11 protein-coding genes are annotated in these 21,086 nt (G+C 72.6%); 6 read left to right on the top strand and 5 right to left on the bottom strand.

What is annotated here, in order from left to right; translation table 11 throughout:
* Nucleotides 1-154: 154 nt before the first annotated feature.
* Nucleotides 155-502: a CU044_2847 family protein gene (locus ACIA8O_RS25540; RefSeq protein ID WP_396296291.1), complete on the top strand. Its 348-nt coding sequence runs from the start codon at nt 155-157 to the stop codon at nt 500-502.
* Nucleotides 503-506: 4 nt separating this feature from the next.
* On the top strand, nt 507-4,826 hold the full coding sequence (locus ACIA8O_RS25535) for a trypsin-like peptidase domain-containing protein (protein ID WP_396296290.1): 4,320 nt from the start codon (nt 507-509) through the stop codon (nt 4,824-4,826).
* 137 nt (nt 4,827-4,963) lie between these two features.
* Here the strand turns inward: ACIA8O_RS25535 and ACIA8O_RS25530 are convergent, their stop codons facing one another.
* Nucleotides 4,964-5,221 carry a DUF4190 domain-containing protein gene (locus ACIA8O_RS25530; RefSeq protein WP_396296289.1) on the bottom strand — a complete coding sequence of 86 codons (258 nt, stop codon included), beginning with the start codon at nt 5,219-5,221 and terminating at the stop codon, nt 4,964-4,966.
* A 13-nt stretch (nt 5,222-5,234) separates the two neighbouring features.
* Complete coding sequence (locus ACIA8O_RS25525) at nt 5,235-5,390, bottom strand: hypothetical protein (protein WP_396296288.1); 156 nt, start codon at nt 5,388-5,390, stop codon at nt 5,235-5,237.
* Between the two features lie 139 nt (nt 5,391-5,529).
* On the opposite strand from ACIA8O_RS25525, the gene ACIA8O_RS25520 reads away from it, so the two are divergent.
* Nucleotides 5,530-6,168 carry a TetR family transcriptional regulator gene (locus ACIA8O_RS25520; RefSeq protein ID WP_396296287.1) on the top strand — a complete coding sequence of 213 codons (639 nt, stop codon included), beginning with the start codon at nt 5,530-5,532 and terminating at the stop codon, nt 6,166-6,168.
* A 50-nt stretch (nt 6,169-6,218) separates the two neighbouring features.
* On the opposite strand, the gene ACIA8O_RS25515 is transcribed toward ACIA8O_RS25520, so the two are convergent.
* Nucleotides 6,219-6,590, bottom strand: a complete 372-nt coding sequence (locus tag ACIA8O_RS25515; protein ID WP_345287926.1) for a MerR family transcriptional regulator — start codon at nt 6,588-6,590, stop codon at nt 6,219-6,221.
* Between the two features lie 65 nt (nt 6,591-6,655).
* On the opposite strand from ACIA8O_RS25515, the gene ACIA8O_RS25510 reads away from it, so the two are divergent.
* The 3 genes from ACIA8O_RS25510 (at nt 6,656) to ACIA8O_RS25500 (ending at nt 9,111) form a co-directional block, all read left to right on the top strand.
* Nucleotides 6,656-7,882, top strand: a complete 1,227-nt coding sequence (locus ACIA8O_RS25510; RefSeq protein WP_396296286.1) for an MFS transporter — start codon at nt 6,656-6,658, stop codon at nt 7,880-7,882.
* A 44-nt stretch (nt 7,883-7,926) separates the two neighbouring features.
* Nucleotides 7,927-8,373, top strand: coding sequence for a GNAT family N-acetyltransferase (locus ACIA8O_RS25505; protein ID WP_396296285.1), 447 nt, complete (start codon nt 7,927-7,929; stop codon nt 8,371-8,373).
* A gap of 225 nt (nt 8,374-8,598) precedes the next feature.
* Complete coding sequence (locus ACIA8O_RS25500; RefSeq protein ID WP_396296284.1) at nt 8,599-9,111, top strand: hypothetical protein; 513 nt, start codon at nt 8,599-8,601, stop codon at nt 9,109-9,111.
* A gap of 59 nt (nt 9,112-9,170) precedes the next feature.
* Here ACIA8O_RS25500 and ACIA8O_RS25495 read toward each other — a convergent pair whose 3' ends face one another.
* Nucleotides 9,171-9,851 (bottom strand): hypothetical protein, encoded by a 681-nt coding sequence (locus ACIA8O_RS25495; RefSeq protein WP_396296283.1) that lies wholly within the window; start codon nt 9,849-9,851, stop codon nt 9,171-9,173.
* A 77-nt stretch (nt 9,852-9,928) separates the two neighbouring features.
* Nucleotides 9,929-20,830, bottom strand: coding sequence for an isopeptide-forming domain-containing fimbrial protein (locus tag ACIA8O_RS25490; protein WP_396296282.1), 10,902 nt, complete (start codon nt 20,828-20,830; stop codon nt 9,929-9,931).
* Between the last annotated feature and the right edge of the window lie 256 nt (nt 20,831-21,086).

Raw genomic sequence — 21,086 nt, 5'->3', positions numbered from 1 at the left:
GCCGTCGGGCGCAGATCGGCGGCGCGGCCCGCGGGTGGTGCGGGAGACACTCCGGCCGGGTCGTGGATCCCGTGGTTCACCATCCGTCAGCACCCTTGTCTGGATAGGGTGTTGACGCCGTGGTCGGGTGGCCGCGGCCGGGGAGGGGTGTGGAATGGCACAGCTGGCCAGAATCGCTCTGGACGGGGGCGGCTCGATCCTGGTGGAGGCGGCGGACAGCGCGGTCGGCCCGGTGAAGGCCTCCCGGATCGGCGACTCCATCCGGGAACTGCCCACCACTCTCTCCGCCGCCCTGGGCCCGGTCACCGGCATGGCCCGCACCGTGCTGACACACCTGCGCGAGGCGGGCCTCAGCGAGGTGGAGGTCGAGTTCGGCGTGGACCTCTCCACCGAGGCGGGCGTGGTGATCTCCAAGACCGCCGCCAACTGCCACCTGACGGTCCGGATGACCTGGAGCAAGGACGAGGCCTCCGCCGCTACGGGCGGCGCCACGGCACCCTGAGGCGGTGGACGTGCCCGCCTCGGAACCGGACGGCTCCGGGTCGACCCTGGCCCTGGCGGTCGCGCAGGTCCTCGGCCGGGCCGGGGAAGTGGCGGGCTCCGGTTTCCTGGTGGCCGAGGACCTGCTGCTGACCTGCGCCCACGTCCTGGCGGACGGCGGCCACGGGCCGGGTGACCTGGTCCCCCTCGTCTTCCCCCGCACGCCCGGCGGGCCGGAGGGCACGGGCCTGGTGCTGCCCGGTTCCTGGCGCGCACCCGACGAGCAGGACATCGCCGTCCTGCGGCTCACCGACCCGGTGCCCGGCACGGCCCCCCTCGCGCTAGGGTCGGCGGTCGGGGTGCGCGAGCACCGGCTGCACGCGCTCGGCTTCCCCCACCAGGCACCCCCGGCGGGGCACTTCGGCTACGCCGTCGCGGGCCACGTACTGCCGGCCGCCGACCCGAGCGGCGCCCTGCTCCAGCTGAGCGGCGCCAACGACCTGACCACCGGCTTCAGCGGCGGCCCACTGCTGGACGAACTGACCGGCCTGGTCGTCGGCATGGTCTCCGCCATCGCCCCGCCCGACGAACACGGTCGCGGCACGGAGATCGCCTACGCCACTCCGACCTCCGAACTTCGCTCGGCATGGCCCGAGTTGGCCGAGCACGCCTTCTCGCCCTACCGGGCTCTGGAGTCGTTCACCGCCGAGCACGCCCGCTGGTTCCGCGGGCGGGAGGAGGCGGTGGAGCGGGTGCTCGGCGGCCTGGCCGGGCGGCGGCGGGCCACTCTGCTGCTGGGCCCCTCCGGAGCGGGCAAGTCCTCGCTGGTCCAGGCGGGCGTACTCCCCGCCCTGGCGGCGGGGCGGCTTCCGGGCAGCGCCCGCTGGCTCCCCGTGGTGGTCCGGCCGGGCCTGGACCTGGACGCGGCCATGGCGGCGGCGGGCCTGACGGACGTCGGTGCGCAGGGTTGGGACGCCGCCGTCGCCCGGCTGCTGGACGCGGACCAGGCGCACGACCGCGTCCTGCTCGTCGTCGACCAGTTCGAGGAGCTCCTCAGCGGGCCCGCGGGCGCACCCGACTCCGCGGCGCTGGACCTGCTGACCGCCGCGGTCGGGTCCACTGCCCCTCTGAGCCTGCTCCTGGTGATGCGCGACGACTTCTACTCCCGGCTCTCCTCGACCGCACCGGAGCTGCTGGACCTCCTCCTGCCGTCCCTGCTCAACGTCCCGGCCGCCTTGACCCGCGCGGAGCTCGCGGCCATCGTCACCGGCCCTGCCGCCGACCTGAGGACCCCCTTCGAACCGGGCCTGGCCGACCGGATCGTCGCCGACGTCCTGACCGCCTCCCCCGGTCCCGGCCCGGACCGGGCCCCGGCGACGGTCCTCCCCCTGCTGGAGGTCACCCTGAGTCTGCTGTGGGAGAGCCGCGCGCAGCACGACGGGCGGCTCACCCACACCGCCTACCAGGGCCTGGGCGGCATCACCGGCGCACTGGCCGACTGGTGCGAGAGCGCCCTCGCCGAACTCGACACCCCAGGGCGGGAGGTGGCCCGGCGGCTGCTCACCGCCCTGGTCCGCCCGGCCGACCCGACCCTCGACCTGCCCGCCTCCCGGCAGCAGCTCCCGCTCGGCCAACTCCGGGAGCTGGCGACCGGGTCCGAGGGCTCCGGCACGGTGGACCGGGTCCTGACCGTCCTCACCACCCGACGGATCGTCACCACCCACCGCGGCACAGCGCCTCCGGGGACCGACGACGTCCAGCGCGACGAACCGGTGGCCGAGCTCATCCACGACGCCCTCATCCGGGACTGGGCCCAGCTCCGCGACTGGACCGACCAGGACGCCCGCTTCCACGACTGGCTCAACCGCCTCCGAGCCCTGCACCTGCGCTGGTCCGCACGCCCCGACCCGCAGGACCTCCCGGCCGGCTCCCTGCTCGCCGAGGGAGTGGAGGCGCTTCGGGTCCGCCACCTGCCGAGGGAGCTGGACGAGTTCCTCCGGGCCGGGCTGCGGCGACAACAGCTCGCACTCCGCCGCAGCCGACGCCTCGTCACCGGCCTGGCACTCCTCCTCGTTCTCGCGATGGCCGCCTCCGGCCTGGCCTGGCACCAGCAGCGCACCGCCGTTCACGCCGAGCGGACCGCGCTCTCTCGTCAACTCGCAGCCGTTTCCGCAACCTTGAGCGCCGAGTATTCGGACCTGGCCTCCCTCTTGGCCGTGGCCGCCCACCGGGTCGCCCCGACCTCCGAAGCTGCTGAAGCCCTCAACACGGCCGCCGCCCAGCTACTGCGCCACAGCATCGACATACCACTCGGCTCCGTGCGCGCGATGGCCTTCAGTCCGGACGGGACAACCCTCGCGACCGGCACCTCCGTCGGCCGAACTCAGGAGAACGTCCAGCTGTGGGACGCGCGGCGGGGCGTCCTCCGGCTCAGGCTCCGTGTGTCGGACGTGAACGACCTCGCATTCAGTCCGGATGGGCGCCTACTGGCCACCGCGGACGAGACCGGAGCCGCCCGGCTGTGGGACGCGGCCACCGGGGCACTCCTGACCATCCTGGCCCGGCCCGCTGCCGGTGTCCGGGCACTGGCCTTCAGCCCCGACGGCACCATCCTCGCCACCGGCGAGTTGGACGGCACGGTGCGGCTGACGGACGTGGCCACCGCCTCGCTCCTAGCGGAGCTTCCGGTCCAGCAAGGCAGCGTGGACGATGTCACATTCAGCCCCGACGGGAGGACTCTGGCCACGTCCGACGACCAGATGGCAGTCCATCTGTGGGACGTGCCGTCCCGAAGCTTTAGCCGGGACCTCAAAGAGGCCGGACTCGGACCGCTGACCTTCAGCCCCGACGGGAGCATCCTGGCCACCGGCACTGGCTCCGACAGGGTCGCTCTCTGGGACACCTCCTCTTGGACCGTCAGGTCCGAGCTCACCGGGTCACGAAGCAACCAGCCGGGCAGCCTGGTCTTCAGCCCCGACGGACGAGCCCTGGCGATCGGTGGCATCGACGGCAACGTGCGTCTGTGGGACAGCGACTCGGGCACGCTGCGGACCGTCCTCACCGGTGGCCAGAATTCGGTCTCCTCGCTCGCCTTCAGCCCGGACGGACAGGTACTGGCGAGCGGGGGCGAGAACTGGACAGTACGCCTGTGGGATACCAGCGCGACATCGACCCGCGGGGTCGTCATGGCCCTCGGAGTTCCCATCTCCTCACTCACCCACAGCGCGGACGGGCATGCGCTCCTCGCTGTTGGCAATGCCAGGCACACCTGGTTCTCCTGGGGCAGCGGACCGGGCGGCCGGAGCATGCAGCTCTGGGAAGCCGATGAGGGCGGTGTCCAGGCCGGACCGGACGAACTGGACTCGGCCGTGGTCGGCCCGGATGGGCGGACCGTGTCCACCAGCGCCGGGGGGACGGTAGACCTGTGGGCAACCACGGACCTGCGCCGGCTCGCGACCGCCGTGGACGATCCACAGTCCTACCTTGTCGCGATCGGCCCGGAGGGCCGTACCGCCGCCTTGCACGGCACCGAGGCGTTCCACCTCCGCGACCTCACCACCGGTGTCGTGCTCCCGCTCACCGACTCCGACGGAGCGTCCGAGTCCCGGATGGAGTTCAGCCCTGACGGACGTGTACTGGCGAGCATCCGCAGCAGTTCGGTTCGGCTATGGGACGTGCGCACAGGCCACCCTTTACCCGGGGTGTTCGGCGAGCGCGTCCTCGCCTTCTCCTTCAGTCCGGACGGCCGTACCCTCGCCACCGGCAGCGCGGCGGGCGAGGTCCAGCTGTGGGACGTCTTCTCGGGCCGACTGCGGGCCACGCTGGCCTTGCACCCCGTCAACGCGATGGCCTTGGCGTTCAGCGCGGACGGCACGCTCCTCGCCTCCGGCGGGACGGACGGCACGATCGGGCTGTGGAATGTGGCGGACGGGACCCGACGAGCCGTCCTCACCGGCCATACCGGTGCTGTCTTCGAACTCGCCTTCAGCCCCGACGGGCGGACCCTCGCCAGCGGAGGGACCAACAGAACCGTGCGCCTGTGGGACACCACCACCGGCACCTCACGTACGACGCTCACCGGTCTCGGCGCCCCGGTCACCGCACTCACCTTCCGGCCGGACGGCCAGGTGCTGGCCACCGGGACCCTCGACGGAACGGTCCGCCTCTGGACCGTCCTGTACGCCGATCCGGCCATGGCGGCCGACCGGATCTGCTCGGCCGTCAACCGCGAGCTCTCGGCGTACGAGTGGGCGGTCTACCTGCCCGGCGAGACGCCGCGGCCGCTCTGCCCCGAGGCCACCGCCGCACGCGAGGCCGGGACGGCGCCGTGGACCGTGCGGTCCTGACGCCCCTGCGGCGTACACCGTCGGGTTGAGACGGACCCGACGCGTCAACTCCCGGGTGAACGACGGGCCCTGGGAACTCGGGCACCATCATTCCCCGGGCCGCCCACCCAACACCCTCGGGTGGTCGGTCCGGTCGGTCAGCCGCCGAGCTGCCAGATGGTGCCGTGGCCGGCCTGCAGGGTGAGGGCCAGGACGGCCAGGTCGGCGAGGCCGAGGGTGAGGCCGAGGAGGGCGCGGCCGCGGCGGTGGGTGCCGCGGGTGAGGGCCAGGGTGGCGAGGACCAAGGCGCAGGGGCCGAGGACGAGGTTGAAGAACAGCAGGCCGAGCAGGCCCAGCACGAAGGAGGCGACGGCCATGCCGTCGGCGTCACCGCGGGTATGGACGTGAGTGGTCATCAGGCGCTCCTGGTCAGTGGTGGCGGGTGCGGGCGAGGCGTTCGCGGGCGGCGAAGAGCAGCAGCCAGACGGTGATGGCGGAGCCGGCGGCGAGGAAGACCGGGCCGGAGGTGTGGACGGCGGCGCCGCCGAGCAGCGCGAGGGCGAGGAGCATGGCGAGCAGGGACACGGGGCGGGACCTCTCGATCGGCTGTGGGTCCGGGCAGGAGGACTGACGTACAGTCAGCGAACAGTTGGGTTCACAAGTGTTCGCTGACATCGCCACTCTACGCTTCCCAAAGTCGGCAAACAGTTGTTTACTGAATGACGTGAGTCACACCCTCGGCCCCCGCCAGGCCCAGAAGCAGCAGACCCGCCGCGCCCTCCTCGACGCCGGCCTGCACCTCCTGGAGGCCCAGAACCTCAGCAGCCTCGGCGTCCGCGAGGTCACCCGCGAGGCGGGCATGTCCCCGGCCGGGTTCTACCGGCACTTCCGGGACATCCCGGACCTGGGCGTGACCCTGGTCGAGGAGTCGCTGGCCAGCCTGCACACGATGGTGCTCGCCGTCCTCGCGGGCCCCGACGAGGCGGACGAACTGATCGACCGTGCGGTGGGGGTGGTGGCCGACCACGTCCGCGAACACCGGGCCCACGTACGGTTCCTGGCCCGCGAGCGGCACGGCGGCGTCCGCCCCGTCCGCGAGGCCATCGCCGCCGAGCTGGCCCGCTTCGCCGACGAGGTGGCCGCCGCACTCGGGGCGCAGCCCGCCTCCGAGGGCTGGGGCGAGGACGACCTGCGGATGCTCGCCGAGCTCTACGTGGAGCACCTGGTGACCACGGCCGCCGCCTTCCTCGACGTCCCCGAGGACCGTCCGGACGCGGAGGAGCGGATCGGCCTGCTCGCCCGCCGCCAGCTGCAGCTGATCAGCGTCGGCCGCCGCCACTGGCCGGTCGGCGAGGGGCGGTAGACGAGGAGCGGTGGGCGAGGAGCGGTAGGCAAGAGGCGGCAGACGGACCGTCAGGTCCGGGCGCGGGTGAGGCGGACGGTCTCCAGGTACTCGGAGACGGCGTCCCGGTTGCGGGTCAGGCAGTCGATGCGCCGGCTCATCTTGTCGCGCTCCAGCTCCAGGGCGGCGAGCATCTCCGGCGTGGCGTCGGTGAAGTGGATGACCCGGGGCTGGTCCAGGCAGGGCAGGATCTGCTTGATGATCCTGGTCGGGAGCCCGGCGTCCAGCAGACCGCGGACCTGGAGCACCCGGTCCACCGAGCGCGGGTCGTACTCGCGGTAGCCGTTGGCGGAGCGGGTGGAGAGGATCAGGCCCTGCTCCTCGTAGTAGCGCAGCAGGCGTCGGGAGGTGTCCGTGCGCTCCGAGAGTTCGCCGATCCGCATGTGACCCACCTCACGCCCGCCCGCTTTGACCCTCACACCGATGTGAGGGTTCGACGATAACCGGCATGACGACCACTCAGCCAGTCTCCGGTGCCCGAACCCCGTCCCGGCAGGGCGGGTTGCCGATGGCGGCACTGCTCGCGCTCGCCACCGCCGTCTTCGTCACCAGCCTCACCGAGACGCTCCCGGTCGGCGTCCTGCCCGCGATGAGCGCCGACCTGGCGGTCAGCGAGTCCGCCATGGGCCAGTCGGTCACCGTCTACGCCGTCGGCACGGCGCTCACCGCCCTCCCGCTGACCGCCGCCACCGCCGGCTGGCGGCGCCGCAGGCTGCTGCTCACCGCCATGGCGGGCTTCGCCGCCGCCAACACCGTCACGGCGGTGTCCACCGACTACGCCCTCACGATGACCGCCCGGGCCCTCGCCGGGGTCGCGGCCGGGCTGGCCTGGGCGCTGCTCGCCGGGTACGCGAGCCGCATGGTCGCGCCCGAACTCCGGGGCCGGGCCATCGCGGTGGTGATGACCGGCATCCCGCTCGCCCTCTCGCTCGGGGTGCCCGCCGGGACCTTCCTCGGCCGGGTGGCGGGCTGGAGCGCGGCCTTCCTCGCGATGACCGCGCTGGCCGTCCTGGTGATCGCCTGGATCGCCGCCGCCGTACCGGACTTCCCCGGGGAGCCGCGGCGGGGCGGGAAGGTCACCGGTGCCCTGGCCGTCCCCGGCGTGCGGCCGGTCCTCCTGGTGACCCTGGTGTTCGTCCTGGCCCACACCGTGCTGTACGCCTACGTCGCCGCCTACGTGACCCACCTCGGGCTCGGCGACCGGACCGACGCCGTGCTGCTGGTCTTCGGCGCGGCCTCGCTGCTCGGCATCTGGACCGTCGGCGCGCACATCCACCGCGCGCTGCGCCGCCTCACCGTGGCGAGCTCCCTGCTGGTCGCCCTCGGCGCCGCCCTGCTGGCCGCCGCCTCCGGCAGCACGATCGCGGTCTACGCAGCGGCCGCCCTCTGGGGCCTCGGCTGGGGCGGCGTGCCGACCCTGCTGCAGACCGCCGCGGGCCGGGCCGGCGGGCCGCTCGCCGACTCCGCCCAGGCGATGCTGGTCACCCTGTGGAACGTGGCGATGGCCGGCGGCGGCGTCCTCGGCGGCCTGCTGCTGGACCGGCTCGGCGCCGGAGCCCTGCCCTGGAGCACCCTCCTCCTGCTGGCCCCGGCCCTGGCCGTCGTCCTGGCCGCCCGCACCCACGCCTTCCCGTCCGGAAGTGGACCGGCCGACCGAGCGGGTGCGGCCGGGTGATAGACAGTCATCTCCGCATCCGTACCACCTCAGTGAGGGACACCGTGATCAGCATCGACAGGCTCGGCCCGGACGACCGCGAGGCGTGGGAGGTCCTGTTCCGCGCGTACATCGACTTCTACCGGCGGACCGAACCGGACGCGATGTACGAGCGGTCCTGGCGGGAGTTCCAGGAGGACACCCGGATGCACGCCCTCGGGGCGCGGCTGGACGGCCGGCTGGTCGGCATCACCCACTTCCTGGTCCACGCCAACACCTCGGGCCCGGACGTCTGTTACCTCCAGGACCTCTTCACCGCCGAGGAGGTGCGGGGCCGGGGCGTGGCCCGGGCGTTGATCGACGCGGTGGCGGAGTGGGCGCGGGAACGGGGCTGCGGCCGGGTCTACTGGAACACTCACGAGTCCAACGCCACCGCCCGCCTGCTCTACGACAAGGTGGCCGAGAACCGCGGCTTCATCCGCTACCAGATCGAGCTGCCGCCGCAGGCCTGACCACCGACCGCGGAGTGCTCGATCGCCCCGGTCCCGGGGCACGTCAGAGGGGGAGTCATGCACTACGGAATCCGCGCGGCCCGCACCGCGGCGGTCCTGCTGGTCACATTCCTGACGGGCTGTTCCGAGGGGTCGGGGGCCACAACGGTGCCGACCCCCTCGGCGAGCCCGTCCGCAGGGACCGCGGCCGCGCCCGCGACATCGCCCACGCCCGCGCCCACGCCCATGGACCTGGCCTCGGTCGTCGGCCGGGCGCGTTCGGTCGTCGTGCGGTCGGAGGCCGGCGGCGCGAACGCCCCGGGCGGGCAGGGTCTCCTGCTGGTCCGGGCGTGGCCGACCGGCGCCGCCTTCGCCTGGGAGACCGCCGACCAGCGGTTCTGCACGGCCACGGTGTACGACTCGACGATCGGGGAGCAGGGCTGTGCGACCAAGCCGCTGGACCCGCCCGTGAACACGCTCGGAGCGGTGACCGACATGGACACCCTCTTCGGCGACGGCTGGGGGCGCCTGTTCGCCGGCGACCACCTCGAGGTGCTGTCCGCGGCCTGCGGCGGCGCACCCCTGGAGCTCCGCCGGGTCGGCTCCCTCGCGAACGGCGAGCGGACGCTGTACGCCGTGTGGTTCCCGGACTACACCAAGGGCAACATTTCCCTGTCGGTACGGCGCGACGGCACGACGTCCGAAGGCCGGCTCCACCTCGGCGAGGTGGGCGACCGCAGCTGCGGCGAGACGGCCTGAGGGGCCGTCGGGCCGCAGGGGTCAGGACACCGCTCCCGGCGAGGGGCACCCTGACGCGGTCACGGGTTCTCCGCCACCCGGAGCGCGGCCCGGCGCCGGCGGAGGACCAGCACGAACGCGGTCAGGCCCAGCCCGCCGACCGCGGCCGCGACGGCCGGCACCGACCAGGTCCCGGCCGGCGGCGCTGCCGCGAGCAGGTCGAGGTCGGTCGCGCAGGCGAGCGGGGCGGCCGCGCCGGTGCTGTGGACGCAGGCGGTGCTGGCCGAGCGGGCGGGGGCTGACGCGTCGTCACCGAGGGCGGCCGAGATCCGCAGCGTCCTGGTCGCGTCCGGCTCCAGGGCGACGCCGTCCCAGACCGCGGTGCCGTCGGTGACGGTGGCGGCCGGAGCCGCGTCACCCGAGAGCGAGGGCACGGGCGCCGAGGCGGCGGGGAGCTGCTGGGTGACGCGCAGGCCGTCCAGGCGGGTGTGGCCGAGGTTGTGGACGGTGACGGTCCAGGTCAGGTGGTCGCCGGGGCGGGCCCGGTCGCGGCCGTCGTCCAGGGTGACGGAGATCCTGGGGAGCGGGTCGGCGGCGGCCCGGGCCGGCGGGAGGAGTGCCAGGGCCGTCAGGGCCAGCGCCAGAGCGCGGTGCGTGCGTTTCAGGGTGGGCCTCCGGCGCGGGGTGCGGGGAACGGTCCCATTGCAGCGGCCGGGGGCGGGGCGACGCCGGAGGCGGGGGCGGCGGCGGGCGGGTTCCACCCGGGCGGCGGAAGCCGTGAGCCCTCCCGCCCGGGGAGGGCGGGAGGGCTCACGGGGTCGGACGGATCGTCAGCCGGTCACTCGCTGGTCCGGCGGCGGGTGGCGGCCCAGGTGCCCAGGCCGATGGCGAGGGCGGTGAGGGAGAGCACGCCGAGCAGGCGGAGCGGGAGGTCGGCGCCGGTCTGCGGGAGCGGCTTGGGGGTCGGGGTCGGGGAGGCGGACGGCTTGGGGCCGTCGTCGTCGCCCGGGGTGGTCGAGGTGTGGCAGGCGGGGTCGGTGGAGTCGGGCGGGCAGTTGCTGTCGGGGGCGGTGACGAGGTTGCGCAGTTCGGCGGTGGCCCTGCTCTTCACGGTGACGGAGTAGCTGACGGTGGTGGCCGCGCCCACGGCGAGGTCGCCGGTCCAGGTGAGCTTCGGTGCGGCGTAGGCGGTGGTGCCGGTGCCGGCCTTGGCGTCGCCGTTGTAGGCGGCGCTGCTCAGGACGCCGCTCAGGTCGTCGGTGAAGGTCGCGCCCGGGTAGGCGGCGGTGCCGTCGTTGGTGACCGTCACGGTGTAGGTGACCCGCTCGCCGGCCTCGGCGTACTGCTTGTCGGCCTTCTTGGCGACCCGCAGCTGACGGACCGTCTGGTGGGTGGTGCAGTCGGGGTCGTAGGGGACGGCGGCCCGGGTGAGGCGGCGGCGCGGCTCCATCGGGATCGGGCAGTTGCTGTCCGGGACGACGGCCGCGTTGTCGAGCAGCTTGTCACCTGCGGCGGTGACGGTGACCGAGTAGGTGACGACGGCCTTGGCGCCGACCTTGAGGTCGCCGGTCCAGCCGATCGTCGGTGCGGTGTAGGAGGCGGTGCCGGTGGTGGCGGCGGCGTCCTGGTTGTAGGTGGCGTCGTCCAGCACCTTGGAGAGGTCGTCGGTGAGGGTGGCGCCTGCGTAGTCGACGGCTCCGGTGTTGGTGACGGTCACGGTGTAGGTGATCTTCGAGCCGACCGTGACGGTGGTGACGTCGGAGGTCTTGGTGACGTCCAGCTTCTTCACCGGGGTGACAGTGGTGCAGGCCGGGTCCGTGGAGTCGGGCGGGCAGTTGCTGTCCGGGACGGCCACCAGGTTGGTCAGGTGGTCGGCCCGGACGGGGGTGCGCAGGGTCACGGAGTAGGTGACGGTCACCTTCTGACCGATCGCCAGGTCGCCGGTCCACGTGAGGTGCGGAGCGCTGAACGAGGCGCGGCCGTGGGTGGCGGCGTGGTCGTTGTTGAAGTCGGCGCCCGCGATGACCTTGCTCAGGTCGTCGCGGAAGGAGGCGCCGGGGTAGGCGGTGCCGCCGTCGTTGAGGACGGTGAGGGTGTAGGTGACCTTGTCGCCGGCCTTGGCCTCGGTGCGGTCGGCGGTCTTGGAGACCGTCAGGTGGCGGACCGGGACGACGGTGGAGCAGTCGGGGTCGGTGGAGTTCGGCGGGCAGCTGGAGTCGGGCGCGACCACGGCGTTGGTGAGGACGCCGTCGCCGCTGATCGGCTTGTTGACGGTGACGGAGTAGGTGACGGTCGCCGAGGCGCCCACCGCCAGGTCACCCGTCCACGACAGGGTCGGCGCCGCGTACGAGGCGGTACCGGCCGAGGCCGCGTGGTCGTTGCCGTAGACGGCGTCGTCCAGCACCTTCGACAGGTCGTCCGAGAACGAGGCACCCGGGTAGGCGGCCTTGCCGTCGTTGGTCACGGTGACCGTGTAGGTGACCTTGTCGCCGGGCATCGCCGAGGCGTGGTCGGAGGTCTTCTTCACCGTCAGGTGCTTCACCGGCACCACCGTCGAGCAGTTCGGGTCGGTGGAACCGGGCGGGCAGCTGGAGTCCGGCGCGACCACCGTGTTGGCGAGCTGCTTGTCGCCGGTGACCGGGTTGTTGACGGTGACGGAGTAGGTGACGGTCGCCGAGGCGCCCACCGCCAGGTCACCCGTCCACGACAGGGTCGGCGCCGCGTACGAGGCGGTACCGGCCGAGGCCGCGTGGTCGTTGCCGTAGACGGCGTCGTCCAGCACCTTCGACAGGTCGTCCGAGAACGAGGCACCGGGGTACGCGGCCTTGCCGTCGTTGGTCACGGTCACCGTGTAGGTCACCTTGTCACCGGGCTTGGCCTCGGCGGGAGTCGAGGTCTTCTTCACCGTCAGGTGCTTGACCGGGACGACGGTGGAGCAGTTCGGGTCGGTGGAGCCGGGCGGGCAGGGGCCGTCCGGCGAGACCACGGCGTTGGTGAGGACGCCGTCCCCCGTGAGCGGGTTGTTGACGGTGACCGAGTAGGTGACGGTGGCCTTGGCCTTGGCGGCCAGGTCCCCGGTCCAGGTGAGGGTCGGGGCGGAGTAGGACACGGTGCCGGTGGTGGCGGCGGCGTCCTGGCCGTAGGCGGCGTCGTCCAGCACCTTCGACAGGTCGTCGGAGAAGGAGACGGCGGTGGCCGGCTCGTCGGCCAGGTTGGTGACGGTCACGGTGTAGGTGAGCTTCTGGCCGGCCTTGGCCTCGGTGGCGCCGGAGGTCTTGACGATGGTGATGTTCCGGGCCGGGACGACGGTGGTGCAGGCCGGGTCCTTGGAGTCCGGCGGGCAGGTGGAGTCGGGTGAGACCACGGTGTTGGCGAGCTTGCCGTCACCGCTGACCGGGGTGTTGACCTTCACGGTGTAGGTGACGGTGGCGGAGGCGCCCACCGCCAGGTCACCCGTCCAGGACAGCACCGGCGCCACGTACGAGGCGGTACCGGCCGAGGCCGCGTGATCGTTGCCGTACGTGGCGTCGTCCAGCACCTTCGACAGGTCGTCCGAGAACGAGGCACCCGGGTAGGCAGCCTTGCCCGTGTTGGTCACGGTCACCGTGTAGGTGACGGTGTCACCCGGCTTGACCGCCGACTTGTCGGAGGTCTTCTTCACTGTCAGGTGCTTCACCGGGACCACCGTCGAGCAGGCCGGATCGGTCGACCCTGGCGGGCAGTTGGAGTCCGGCGAGGTGACGGTGTTCGCCAACTCGCGGTCACCGGAGGGCGGGTTCTTCACCGTCACCGAGTACGTGACGGTGGCGGAGGCGCCCACCGCCAGGTCACCGGTCCAGCTCAGGGTCGGAGCCGCGTACGAGGCGGTACCGGCCGAGGCGGCGTGGTCGTTCCCGTAGGTGGCGTCGTCCAGCACCTTCGACAGGTCGTCGGAGAACGAGGCACCGGGGAAGGCAGTGCCGCCGTCGTTGGTCACGGTCACCGTGTAGGTGACCTTGTCGCCCGGCTTGGCCTCGGCCGGGGTCGAGGTCTTCTTCACGCTGAGGTGCTTGACCGGGACCACCGTCGAGCAGGCGGGGTCGGTGGAGCCTGGCGGGCAGTTGCCGTCCGGCGAGGTCACCGCGTTGGCGAGCTGCTTGTCGCCGGAGAGCGGGGAGTTGACGGTGAAGGAGTAGGTCACGGTGGCGGTGTCGCCGGGCTTGAGGGCGCCGGTCCAGGTGAGGGTCGGGGCCGCGTACGAGGCGGTGCCGGTGGAGGCCGTGGCGTCCTGGTTGTAGGTGGCGTCGTCCGTCACCTTGGACAGGTCGTCGGAGAAGGTGGCGTCGGGGGCGTCGGCGGTGCCGTCGTTGGTCACGGTCACCGTGTAGGTGACGGTGTCACCCGGCTTGACCACCGTCCTGTCGGAGGTCTTCTTCACCGTCAGGTGCTTCACCGGGACGGTCGTCGAGCAGGCCGGATCGGTCGAGCCTGGCGGGCAGTTGGAGTCCGGCGAGGTGACGGTGTTGGCCAACTGCCGGTCCCCGGACGGCGGGTCGTTGACCGTCACCGAGTAGGTCACCGTCGCCGAGGCGCCGACCGCCAGGTCACCCGTCCAGGAGAGCACCGGGGCCGCGTACGAGGCGGTGCCGGCCGAGGCGGTGTGGTCGTTGTTGTAGGCGGCGGTGTCGATGACCTTCGACAGGTCGTCGGAGAACGAGGCTCCGGGGTAGGCGGCGCTGCCGTCGTTGGTGACGGTGATGGTGTAGCTCACCGTGTCACCGGGCTTGGCCTCGGTGGTGTTCGCGGTCTTGCGGACCGTCAGGTGCTTGACCGTCACCGTGGTGGAGCAGGCCGGGTCGGTCGAGCCGGGCGGGCAGGTGGAGCCCTCGGCCTCGACCGTGTTGACGCCGGGGGTGGCGGTGACCTTGCTGACCTTCACCGTGTAGGTGATGACCACGCTGCCGCCCTTCGGGACGGTGCCGGTCCAGCTCAGCTTGGGCGCCGTGTACGTGGGGGCGGTCAGGGCCGCGCCCGCGCCGTCCCTGGCGGCCGCGTCGTTCTGGTAGTCGCCGATCGCGAGCGTCCCGGTCAGATCGTCCCCGACCACCGCGCCGGTGAAGTCGGCGGCGCCGGTGTTGCGGGCGGTGATGGTGTAGGTGACGGTGTCACCGAGCTTGGCCGGGCTGGGAGTTGCCGTCTTGAGCAGCTCCAGGCGGGGCAGCGGGGTGACGGTGGAGCAGGCGGGGTCGGTCGATCCCGGCGGGCAGACGTCGGGGACGTTGGTGGTGACGGCGTTCTTCAGGGTGGTGCCGTCGGCCGGGACGGGGTTCTTGACCTTGACGGTGTAGCGGATGGTGACGCTGCCGCCCGCGGCCACGTCCCCGGTCCAGGTCAGGTTCGGCGAGGCCCAGACCGGCGCGGCGAGCGGGGCGCCGGCGCCGTCCACGGCGGTGGCCGTGCCCGTGTAGTCGGCGCCCTTCAGGACACCGGTCAGGTCGTCGGCGATCCGCAGGCCGGGGTAGGCGCCGGTGCCGCTGTTGGTGGCGGTGACGGTGTACGTGACGGTGTCACCGGGCTTGGGGTCGGCGGGGCTCGCGGTCTTGGCGACCTTGAGAGCGGGGGTCGGGACCACCGTGCGGCACTGCGGGTCGACCGGGTCCGGCGGGACGCAGTTGGAGCCCTCGGAGGTGACGGTGTTGATCAGGGTGACCCCGGCCTTGGCCACGGTGACGCTGTAGGTGAAGGTCACGGTGGCGCCGGTGGCGATCGGGCCGGTCCAGTTCAGGGTGGTGCCGGTCACCGTCGGGGCGGTGCGGGTGGTGCCGGAGCCGTCCCTGGCGGCGGCGTCACCGTTGTAGGTGGCCGCGCCGCCCGCGCCGTCGGAGCCGTTGAGCACCTTGGACAGGTCGTCGGTGACGGTGGCGTCCCGGTAGTCGCCAGGGCCGGAGTTGGTGACGGTGACGGTGTAGCTGACCTTGTCGCCGACGTTCAGCGGGGTGGTGGACTGCGGGCTGACCTGCTTCCGGATCTCCAGGCGGGGTAGCGGGGTGACGGTGGAGCAGTTCGGGTCGGTGGAGCCGGGCGGGCAGACGCCGGGCACGTCGGTGGTGACGGCGTTCCTCAGGGTCGCCCCGTCAGCGGGCACCGGGTTCTTGACCTTGACGGTGTAGCGGATCACCACGTTCGCCCCGGCGGGCACCGATCCCTTCCAACTCAGCTTCGGCGAAGCCCAGTTCGGGGACGGTGCGGTGGTGCCGTCGCTCGCGGTGGCGGTCGCAGTGCCGGTGTAGTCGGCGCCCTTGAGCACGCCGGTCAGGTCGTCGGTGACGCCGGCGTCCGGGTAGGCGGCGGAGCCGGTGTTGGTGACGGTCACCGTGTAGGTGACGGTGTCACCGGGCTTGGGGTTGGCGGGGCCGGCGGCCTTGACCACGCTCACCTTGGCGAGCGGCACCACCGGGTTGCAGCGGGGCTCGGCGTTGCCGGGCGGGCAGTCGGAGCCGGAAGCCTCGACGTGGTTCCTGAGGGTGGTGCTGGTGGTGCCGGTGGCCTTCACCGTGTAGGTGATGACCACCTGCTCGCCCCGGGCGATCGGGCCGGTCCAGGTGATCTTCGGGGCGGTGTACGTCGGCGCCGCGAGCATGCCGCCCGCGCCGTCCGAGGCGGCGGCGTCGCCGTTGTAGCCGGCGCCGGGCAGGACGTTCGTCAGGTCGTCGGTGACGGTGGCGCCGGGGAAGTCGGCCTCGCCGGTGTTGCGGGCGGTGATGGTGTAGGTGACGGTGTCACCGACCTTGGCCGGGCTGGGAGTTGCGGTCTTGGCCAGCTCCAGTCGGGGCAGCTTGATGGTGGTGGAGCAGGTCGGGTCGGTGGAGCCGGGCGGGCACATGTCGGGGTCGTTGGTGGTGACCGCGTTCTTCATGGTGGTCCGACCCGCCGGAACGGGATCGGCCACCGTGACGGTGTAGCTGATCCGCACCAGGCCGCCGGCCTTGACGGTGCCGGTCCAGCTCAGCTTGGGCGCGGCGTAGGCCGGGGCCGGGGTGACCGCGGCACCGGAGCCGTCGGTGGCGGCCGCGTCGCCGTCGTAGGAGGCCGAGCCGAGCACGCCGGTCAGGTCGTCCTCGACCCGGTACCCGGTGGCGTCGGTGCCGCCGGTGTTGGTGACGGTGATGGTGTAGGTGACCTTGCCGCCGGGCAGCGGGTTGCTCGGGTTCGCGGTCTTCACCACCCGGACGGCGCCGACCTGGGCGCAGGCCTCCTTGGTGGTGGCCTCGCCGTTGACGGTGGCGGTGGCCCGGTTGAGGGTGCCGGTGCCGGACTCGCCCGCGTCCAGGGTGCAGTCGCCGGAGCTGTTGGTGACGGCGGCCCGGTCCAGGGTGTAGCGGACCGTGATCCGCCACAGGTGCTCGGTCTCGCCCGGGAGTTGGGCGCCGGCCTTGATGAGGGTCCGGTCCCGGCCGTTCCAGTCGAAGGCGTCACCCTCGTACGGGGCGGCCGGGGTGAGGGTGGCGGAGACCACGGTGACGCCGGTGCCGTAGGCGAGCCGGTCGCTGAGGTCGTAGCTCCCGTCGCCCGCACCGGTGTTGGCGACCTTCACGTCGTAGACCAGGTCGTAGGTGTCGGCCTGCCCGGCGACCTGGGTGGGGCCGCCGGAGACGGTCTTGTTCACCGCGATGTTCGGGGTGCGGCGGCAGGCCACACTGGTGCCGGTCTCGCCGGCCACCGTGGTGGTGGCCTCGTTGGCGAGCCCCGTGCCGCTCTCCCCGGCACCGAAGGTGCAGTCGGTGGAGGCAGGGTCGGCGGTGCCGGAGGCGGGCAGCTTCACGGTGACCGTGACGGTGTAGCTGTGGGTCGCCCCGGCGGCGAGCTGCTGATCCGTCACCACCCGGGTGTCGGCCTGGCCGTTCCAGCTCGCCGAGGGCGTCACGCCGGTGGCGCTGGTGCTGACGGCCGGGGTGGGCTGGACGGTGATCCCGGCCCCGAAGCGGAAGCGGTCGTCGAGGGTGTAACGCCCCTCCCCCTGACCGCTGTTGGCCACGTCGATCCGGTAGGTCTGGGTCCAGGTGCCGTTGCCGTTCGGGGTGAGGTCCAGGCTGGTCTTGGTGGTGCGGATCAGCGGGGTGCCGGCGCAGGCGGTGGTCTCGCTCCGGTTGCCGTTGGTGTCGATGGCGGCCTGGTTGAGCGTGCCGGTGCCGCTCTCGCCCGCGTCCAGGGTGCAGTCGGCGGACTTCTGGGTGGCGGTCGCACTGTCCACCCGGTACCGGACGGTGACGGACCAGACGTGGGTGGTGCGGGCGCCCAGGGCCTCGGTGTTGCTCAGCTGGGTCTTGTCCCGGCCGTTCCAGTCGGGCCGCACGGCCAGGCCGCCGGGGGTGGTGTTGGCACCGGTGGCGGAGGTGACGGTCAGTCCGGTGCCGTACTTGAGGGTGTCGCCGAGGGTGTACGAGCCGGGGCCCGCACCGGTGTTGGCCACCGTGAGGTCGTAGCGGACCTCGTAGGTGCCGGCCTGGCCGGCCACCGGGGTGGGCTGCTGGGTGAAGGTCTTGGTGACGGTGACGCTGGGGGTCTCCACGCAGGCCCGGCTGGTCCGGGTACCGCCGGAGGAGGTGGTGGTCGCGGTGTTGGAGAGGCCGGTGGCGCCGTTCTCGCCCGGGTCCTCGGTGCAGTCGGTGGACTTCGGGTCGGTGACGGAGGCGGGGACCCGGGCCACCACGGTCACCGTGTAGCTGTGGGTGGCGTTGGCCGGGACGGCCTGGCCCGTGACGATCCGGGTCCTGTCCTGGCCGTTGAAGGCCGGGTCCACGGTCAGCGAGCCGGGGGCGGTGTTGGCGGCCCGGGCGGAGACCACGGTGATCCCGGCACCGAAGTCCAGCCTGTCGTCGAGGTCGTAACTCCCACTGCCGCCACCGGTGTTGGCCACATCGATCCGGTAGGTGACGGTGGTGGTGCCGTCACCGTTCGGGGTGGAGCGCTGCACGGCCTTGGTGGTCCTGATCAGCGGCACCCCCGCGCAGGTGGTGTCGGTGGAGGTGCGGCCGTCGGTGGTGACGCCCGCGGTGTTCATGGTGCCGGTGCCGGACTCGCCCGCGTCCAGGGTGCAGTCGGTGGACTTCTGGGTGGCGGTGGCCTGGTCGACCCGGTACCGGACGGTGACGGTGTAGACGTGGGTGGCCGAGCCGGCGATGGTCTGGCTGTCGGAGACCTTGGTGTCGCCGGTGCCGTTCCAGCCCGCGTTGACGGCCAGGCCGCCCGGGGCGGTGTTGGCGACGGCGGTGGAGACGGTGGTGACGCCGGTGCCGAACTTGGTGGTGTCGTTGACCAGTTGGTACGTCGTCGGGGCGGAGCCGGCGTTGGTGACGGTCAGGTCCCACCTGATCTCGTACACGCCCGGGCTGCCCGGCACCGCGGTGGGCTGCTGCGAGATCCTCTTGCTCATCGAGACGTTGGAGGTGGCCTTGCAGGCCTGCTTCTTCTCCTCCTTGCCGTCCACCGTGGTGGTGGACTCGTTCAACAGGCCGGTGCCGCTCTCCCCCTGGTCCAGGGTGCAGTCGGTGGACTTGGGGTCGGCCGGGCTGGCGGGCACCTGGGCGGTGATGGTCACCCGGTAGGTGTGGGTGGTGTTCGCGCCGATCGCCTGGTCGGTGACGATCCGGGTGGTGCCCTGGGCGTCCCAGGCCGGGTTGGTGGTGACGCCGGCCGGGGCGGTGGTCACCCGCGCCGAGCTGACGGTGGCGCCGGCACCGAAGCGGGCCCGGTCGTCCAGCGAGTAGCTGCCGGGCGCGGCGCCCTTGTTGGTGACGGTGATCTCGTAGACCGCCTCCCACCGGCCGCCGCTGGTCGGCGCACCCGAGACCAGGGTCTTGGCGCTGGTGACGGCCGCGACCGGGCTGCAGGCGTCCTTGGCGGAGGTGGTGCCGCCGGAGGTCGCGCTCGCCTCGTTCCGGGTGCCGGTGCCGCTCTCCCCCGCGTCCAGGGTGCAGTCGGTGGAGGTGGAGGTGGCCTGGCCCGGATCGACGGTGTGACGGACCGTCACCCGCCAGACGTGGGTGGCCGGGGCGGCCTCGGTGCCGGCCGCGATGGCCTGGCCCTGGGCCACCTTGACCTGGCCGCGCCCGTCCCAGCCGGCCACCGGGGTCAGGCCGCCCGGGGCGGTGTTGGCGACCGTGGCGGAGGTGACGGTCAGTCCGGTGCCGTACGTGAGGGTGTCGTCGAGATCGTAGGTGGTGGCCGAGCCCGTGTTGCCGACCCGCAGCTCGTACTGGGTCTCGTAGGTGCCGGGGCTGCCGGGCACCGGGGCGGGCGCCTTGGTGACGCTCTTGTCCAGGGTGACCCGGACCGGGGCGGGCCCGGCCGGGACGGTGACCTGGCGCTGCGGGGTGGTGACCTCGGTGCCCTCGGGGTCCTTGCCCTTGGCGGTGGCGTGGTTGGTGACGCTGCCGGCCGTGGCGTCGGCGGCCGTCACGGTGTAGGTGGCGGTGCAGGTGGTGCTCTCACCGGCCGGCAGGGTGGTCCTGGCGCAGCTCACCGCACCCGGCGCGGTGATCTTGTCGTCGGCCACGGTGATCGAACCCACCGTGGTGTTGCCGGTGTTGGTGACGGTGTAGCCGTAGGAGACGCTCTCGCCGGGGTTGGCCTTGCCGTCGCCGTTGGTGTCGTTCAGCTTGCCGGTCTTGGTGAGGTCGAGCTTGGGGTCGGCCTTGGGCTCGAAGGTGAAGCCGACCACGCCGTAGCCGATCTCCTCGATCGAGCCCTCCCGTCCCTGCACCACCGGGAAGGTCCGGGTGGTCGGGGCGATGGCGGTGATGTCGATGGTGTCGACGTCCATGTCCGGGCACGGCATCGCGACGCCGCCCCAGCCGGTGCCGGAGCTCGGGTCGCGCCCCGGGATGTCCTTGCCGTACTGGGTGCAGGTGCCGTTGCCCCAGTCGGTGGCGGGGTTGGCCGCGTCGGAGACCCGGCTGCCGTCGACCTTGATGGAGTCGCCGTAGTTGACGTCGCCGTAGGTGGCGGTGGCGTAGATCGAGGCCCGCTTGAGCCGGGCTCCGGAGTAGGGGGTGGTGCCGAGGTCGAAGGTGTTGCTGACGGCGGCGCCGTTCATCCGCGCCCACTGGTCGCAGAGCGCGACCTGGGTCAGCGGCGCGCTCGGCGAGGAGTAGACGACGGCCAGCGCCCAGCCGCCGAAGCCCCGGCTGCCGTAGTTCTGGTAGAAGGGCGTGTCGCCGAAGCCGTAGCTGCCGGAACCGCCCGCCTGCACCAGGGCGGTGACGTCCCGGTAGGCCTGGTGGTTGTTGCCGTAGGTGCCGTTGTTGTACAGCACGTTGTCCACGCCGTCGGCCGTCAGCCGCTGGTAGCCGGCCGCCGGGGTGCGCATCTGGAAGGTGCTCGGGTCGGCGTAGTACGGGCTGCCCGGCGCGTAGTACTGGCTGCCGTAGACGTAGGCCATCGCCTTGACCACCGTGGCGTCGGCGGGCAGCACCAGGTCGGCGCGGGAGGAGTCGTTGCGGGTGGTGTAGGCGTAGGCGGTGGCCTGGCCGGTGAGGTTGTCGACGTTGGCCGGGGTCTTGCCGTTCTGGAACAGCAGCCCGTTGCCGGTCATCACCATCCCGCCCTGGAGCGTGTCCTTGTAACGGCACGTCAGGCCGGTGCGCTCGGCGTGCGCGGGGAAGGCCGGCACCATCACCGCGGCCACCGAGAGCAGGGTGGTGAGCAGGACGGAGAGGACGCGGTGCAGCACGCCCTCCACGGGCCGGGCACGGTGTTCCATGGTCGATCGCCTCACTGACGCCGGGGCAGCACGCACGACGCGCCGGTGACGGAGCGTCACCCCATGCATACGTCATGGATGATCAATCCGATCAACGGGACACCACACCATCGGGGGAGTCGCCCGCCGGACCACCCGAACGGCGCCCGCCGGGCCCCGCGCAGGCTTTACCAGACCATGTACTCCGTTCTTCCTTCCTTCACCCGTGCAGCGGGTACGCGTCAACTGCCGACCCCTAGGGTTACGGCCGCTCACC

It is taken from the genome of Kitasatospora sp. NPDC051853, assembly GCF_044452665.1.
Taxonomy (GTDB): Bacteria; Actinomycetota; Actinomycetes; order Streptomycetales; family Streptomycetaceae; genus Kitasatospora.
This window is presented reverse-complemented; position numbering and strand designations above follow the sequence as displayed.

Bases quoted from the DNA above. Each gene is read 5' to 3' on its own strand.
- ACIA8O_RS25540 (WP_396296291.1), top strand. From the start codon at position 155: ATGGCACAGCTGGCCAGAATCGCTCTGGACGGGGGCGGCTCGATCCTG.
- ACIA8O_RS25500 (WP_396296284.1), top strand. From the start codon at position 8,599: ATGGACCTGGCCTCGGTCGTCGGCCGGGCGCGTTCGGTCGTCGTGCGG.
- ACIA8O_RS25530 (WP_396296289.1), bottom strand. From the start codon at position 5,221: ATGACCACTCACGTCCATACCCGCGGTGACGCCGACGGCATGGCCGTC.
- ACIA8O_RS25490 (WP_396296282.1), bottom strand. From the start codon at position 20,830: ATGGAACACCGTGCCCGGCCCGTGGAGGGCGTGCTGCACCGCGTCCTC.
- ACIA8O_RS25510 (WP_396296286.1), top strand. From the start codon at position 6,656: ATGACGACCACTCAGCCAGTCTCCGGTGCCCGAACCCCGTCCCGGCAG.
- ACIA8O_RS25515 (WP_345287926.1), bottom strand. From the start codon at position 6,590: ATGCGGATCGGCGAACTCTCGGAGCGCACGGACACCTCCCGACGCCTG.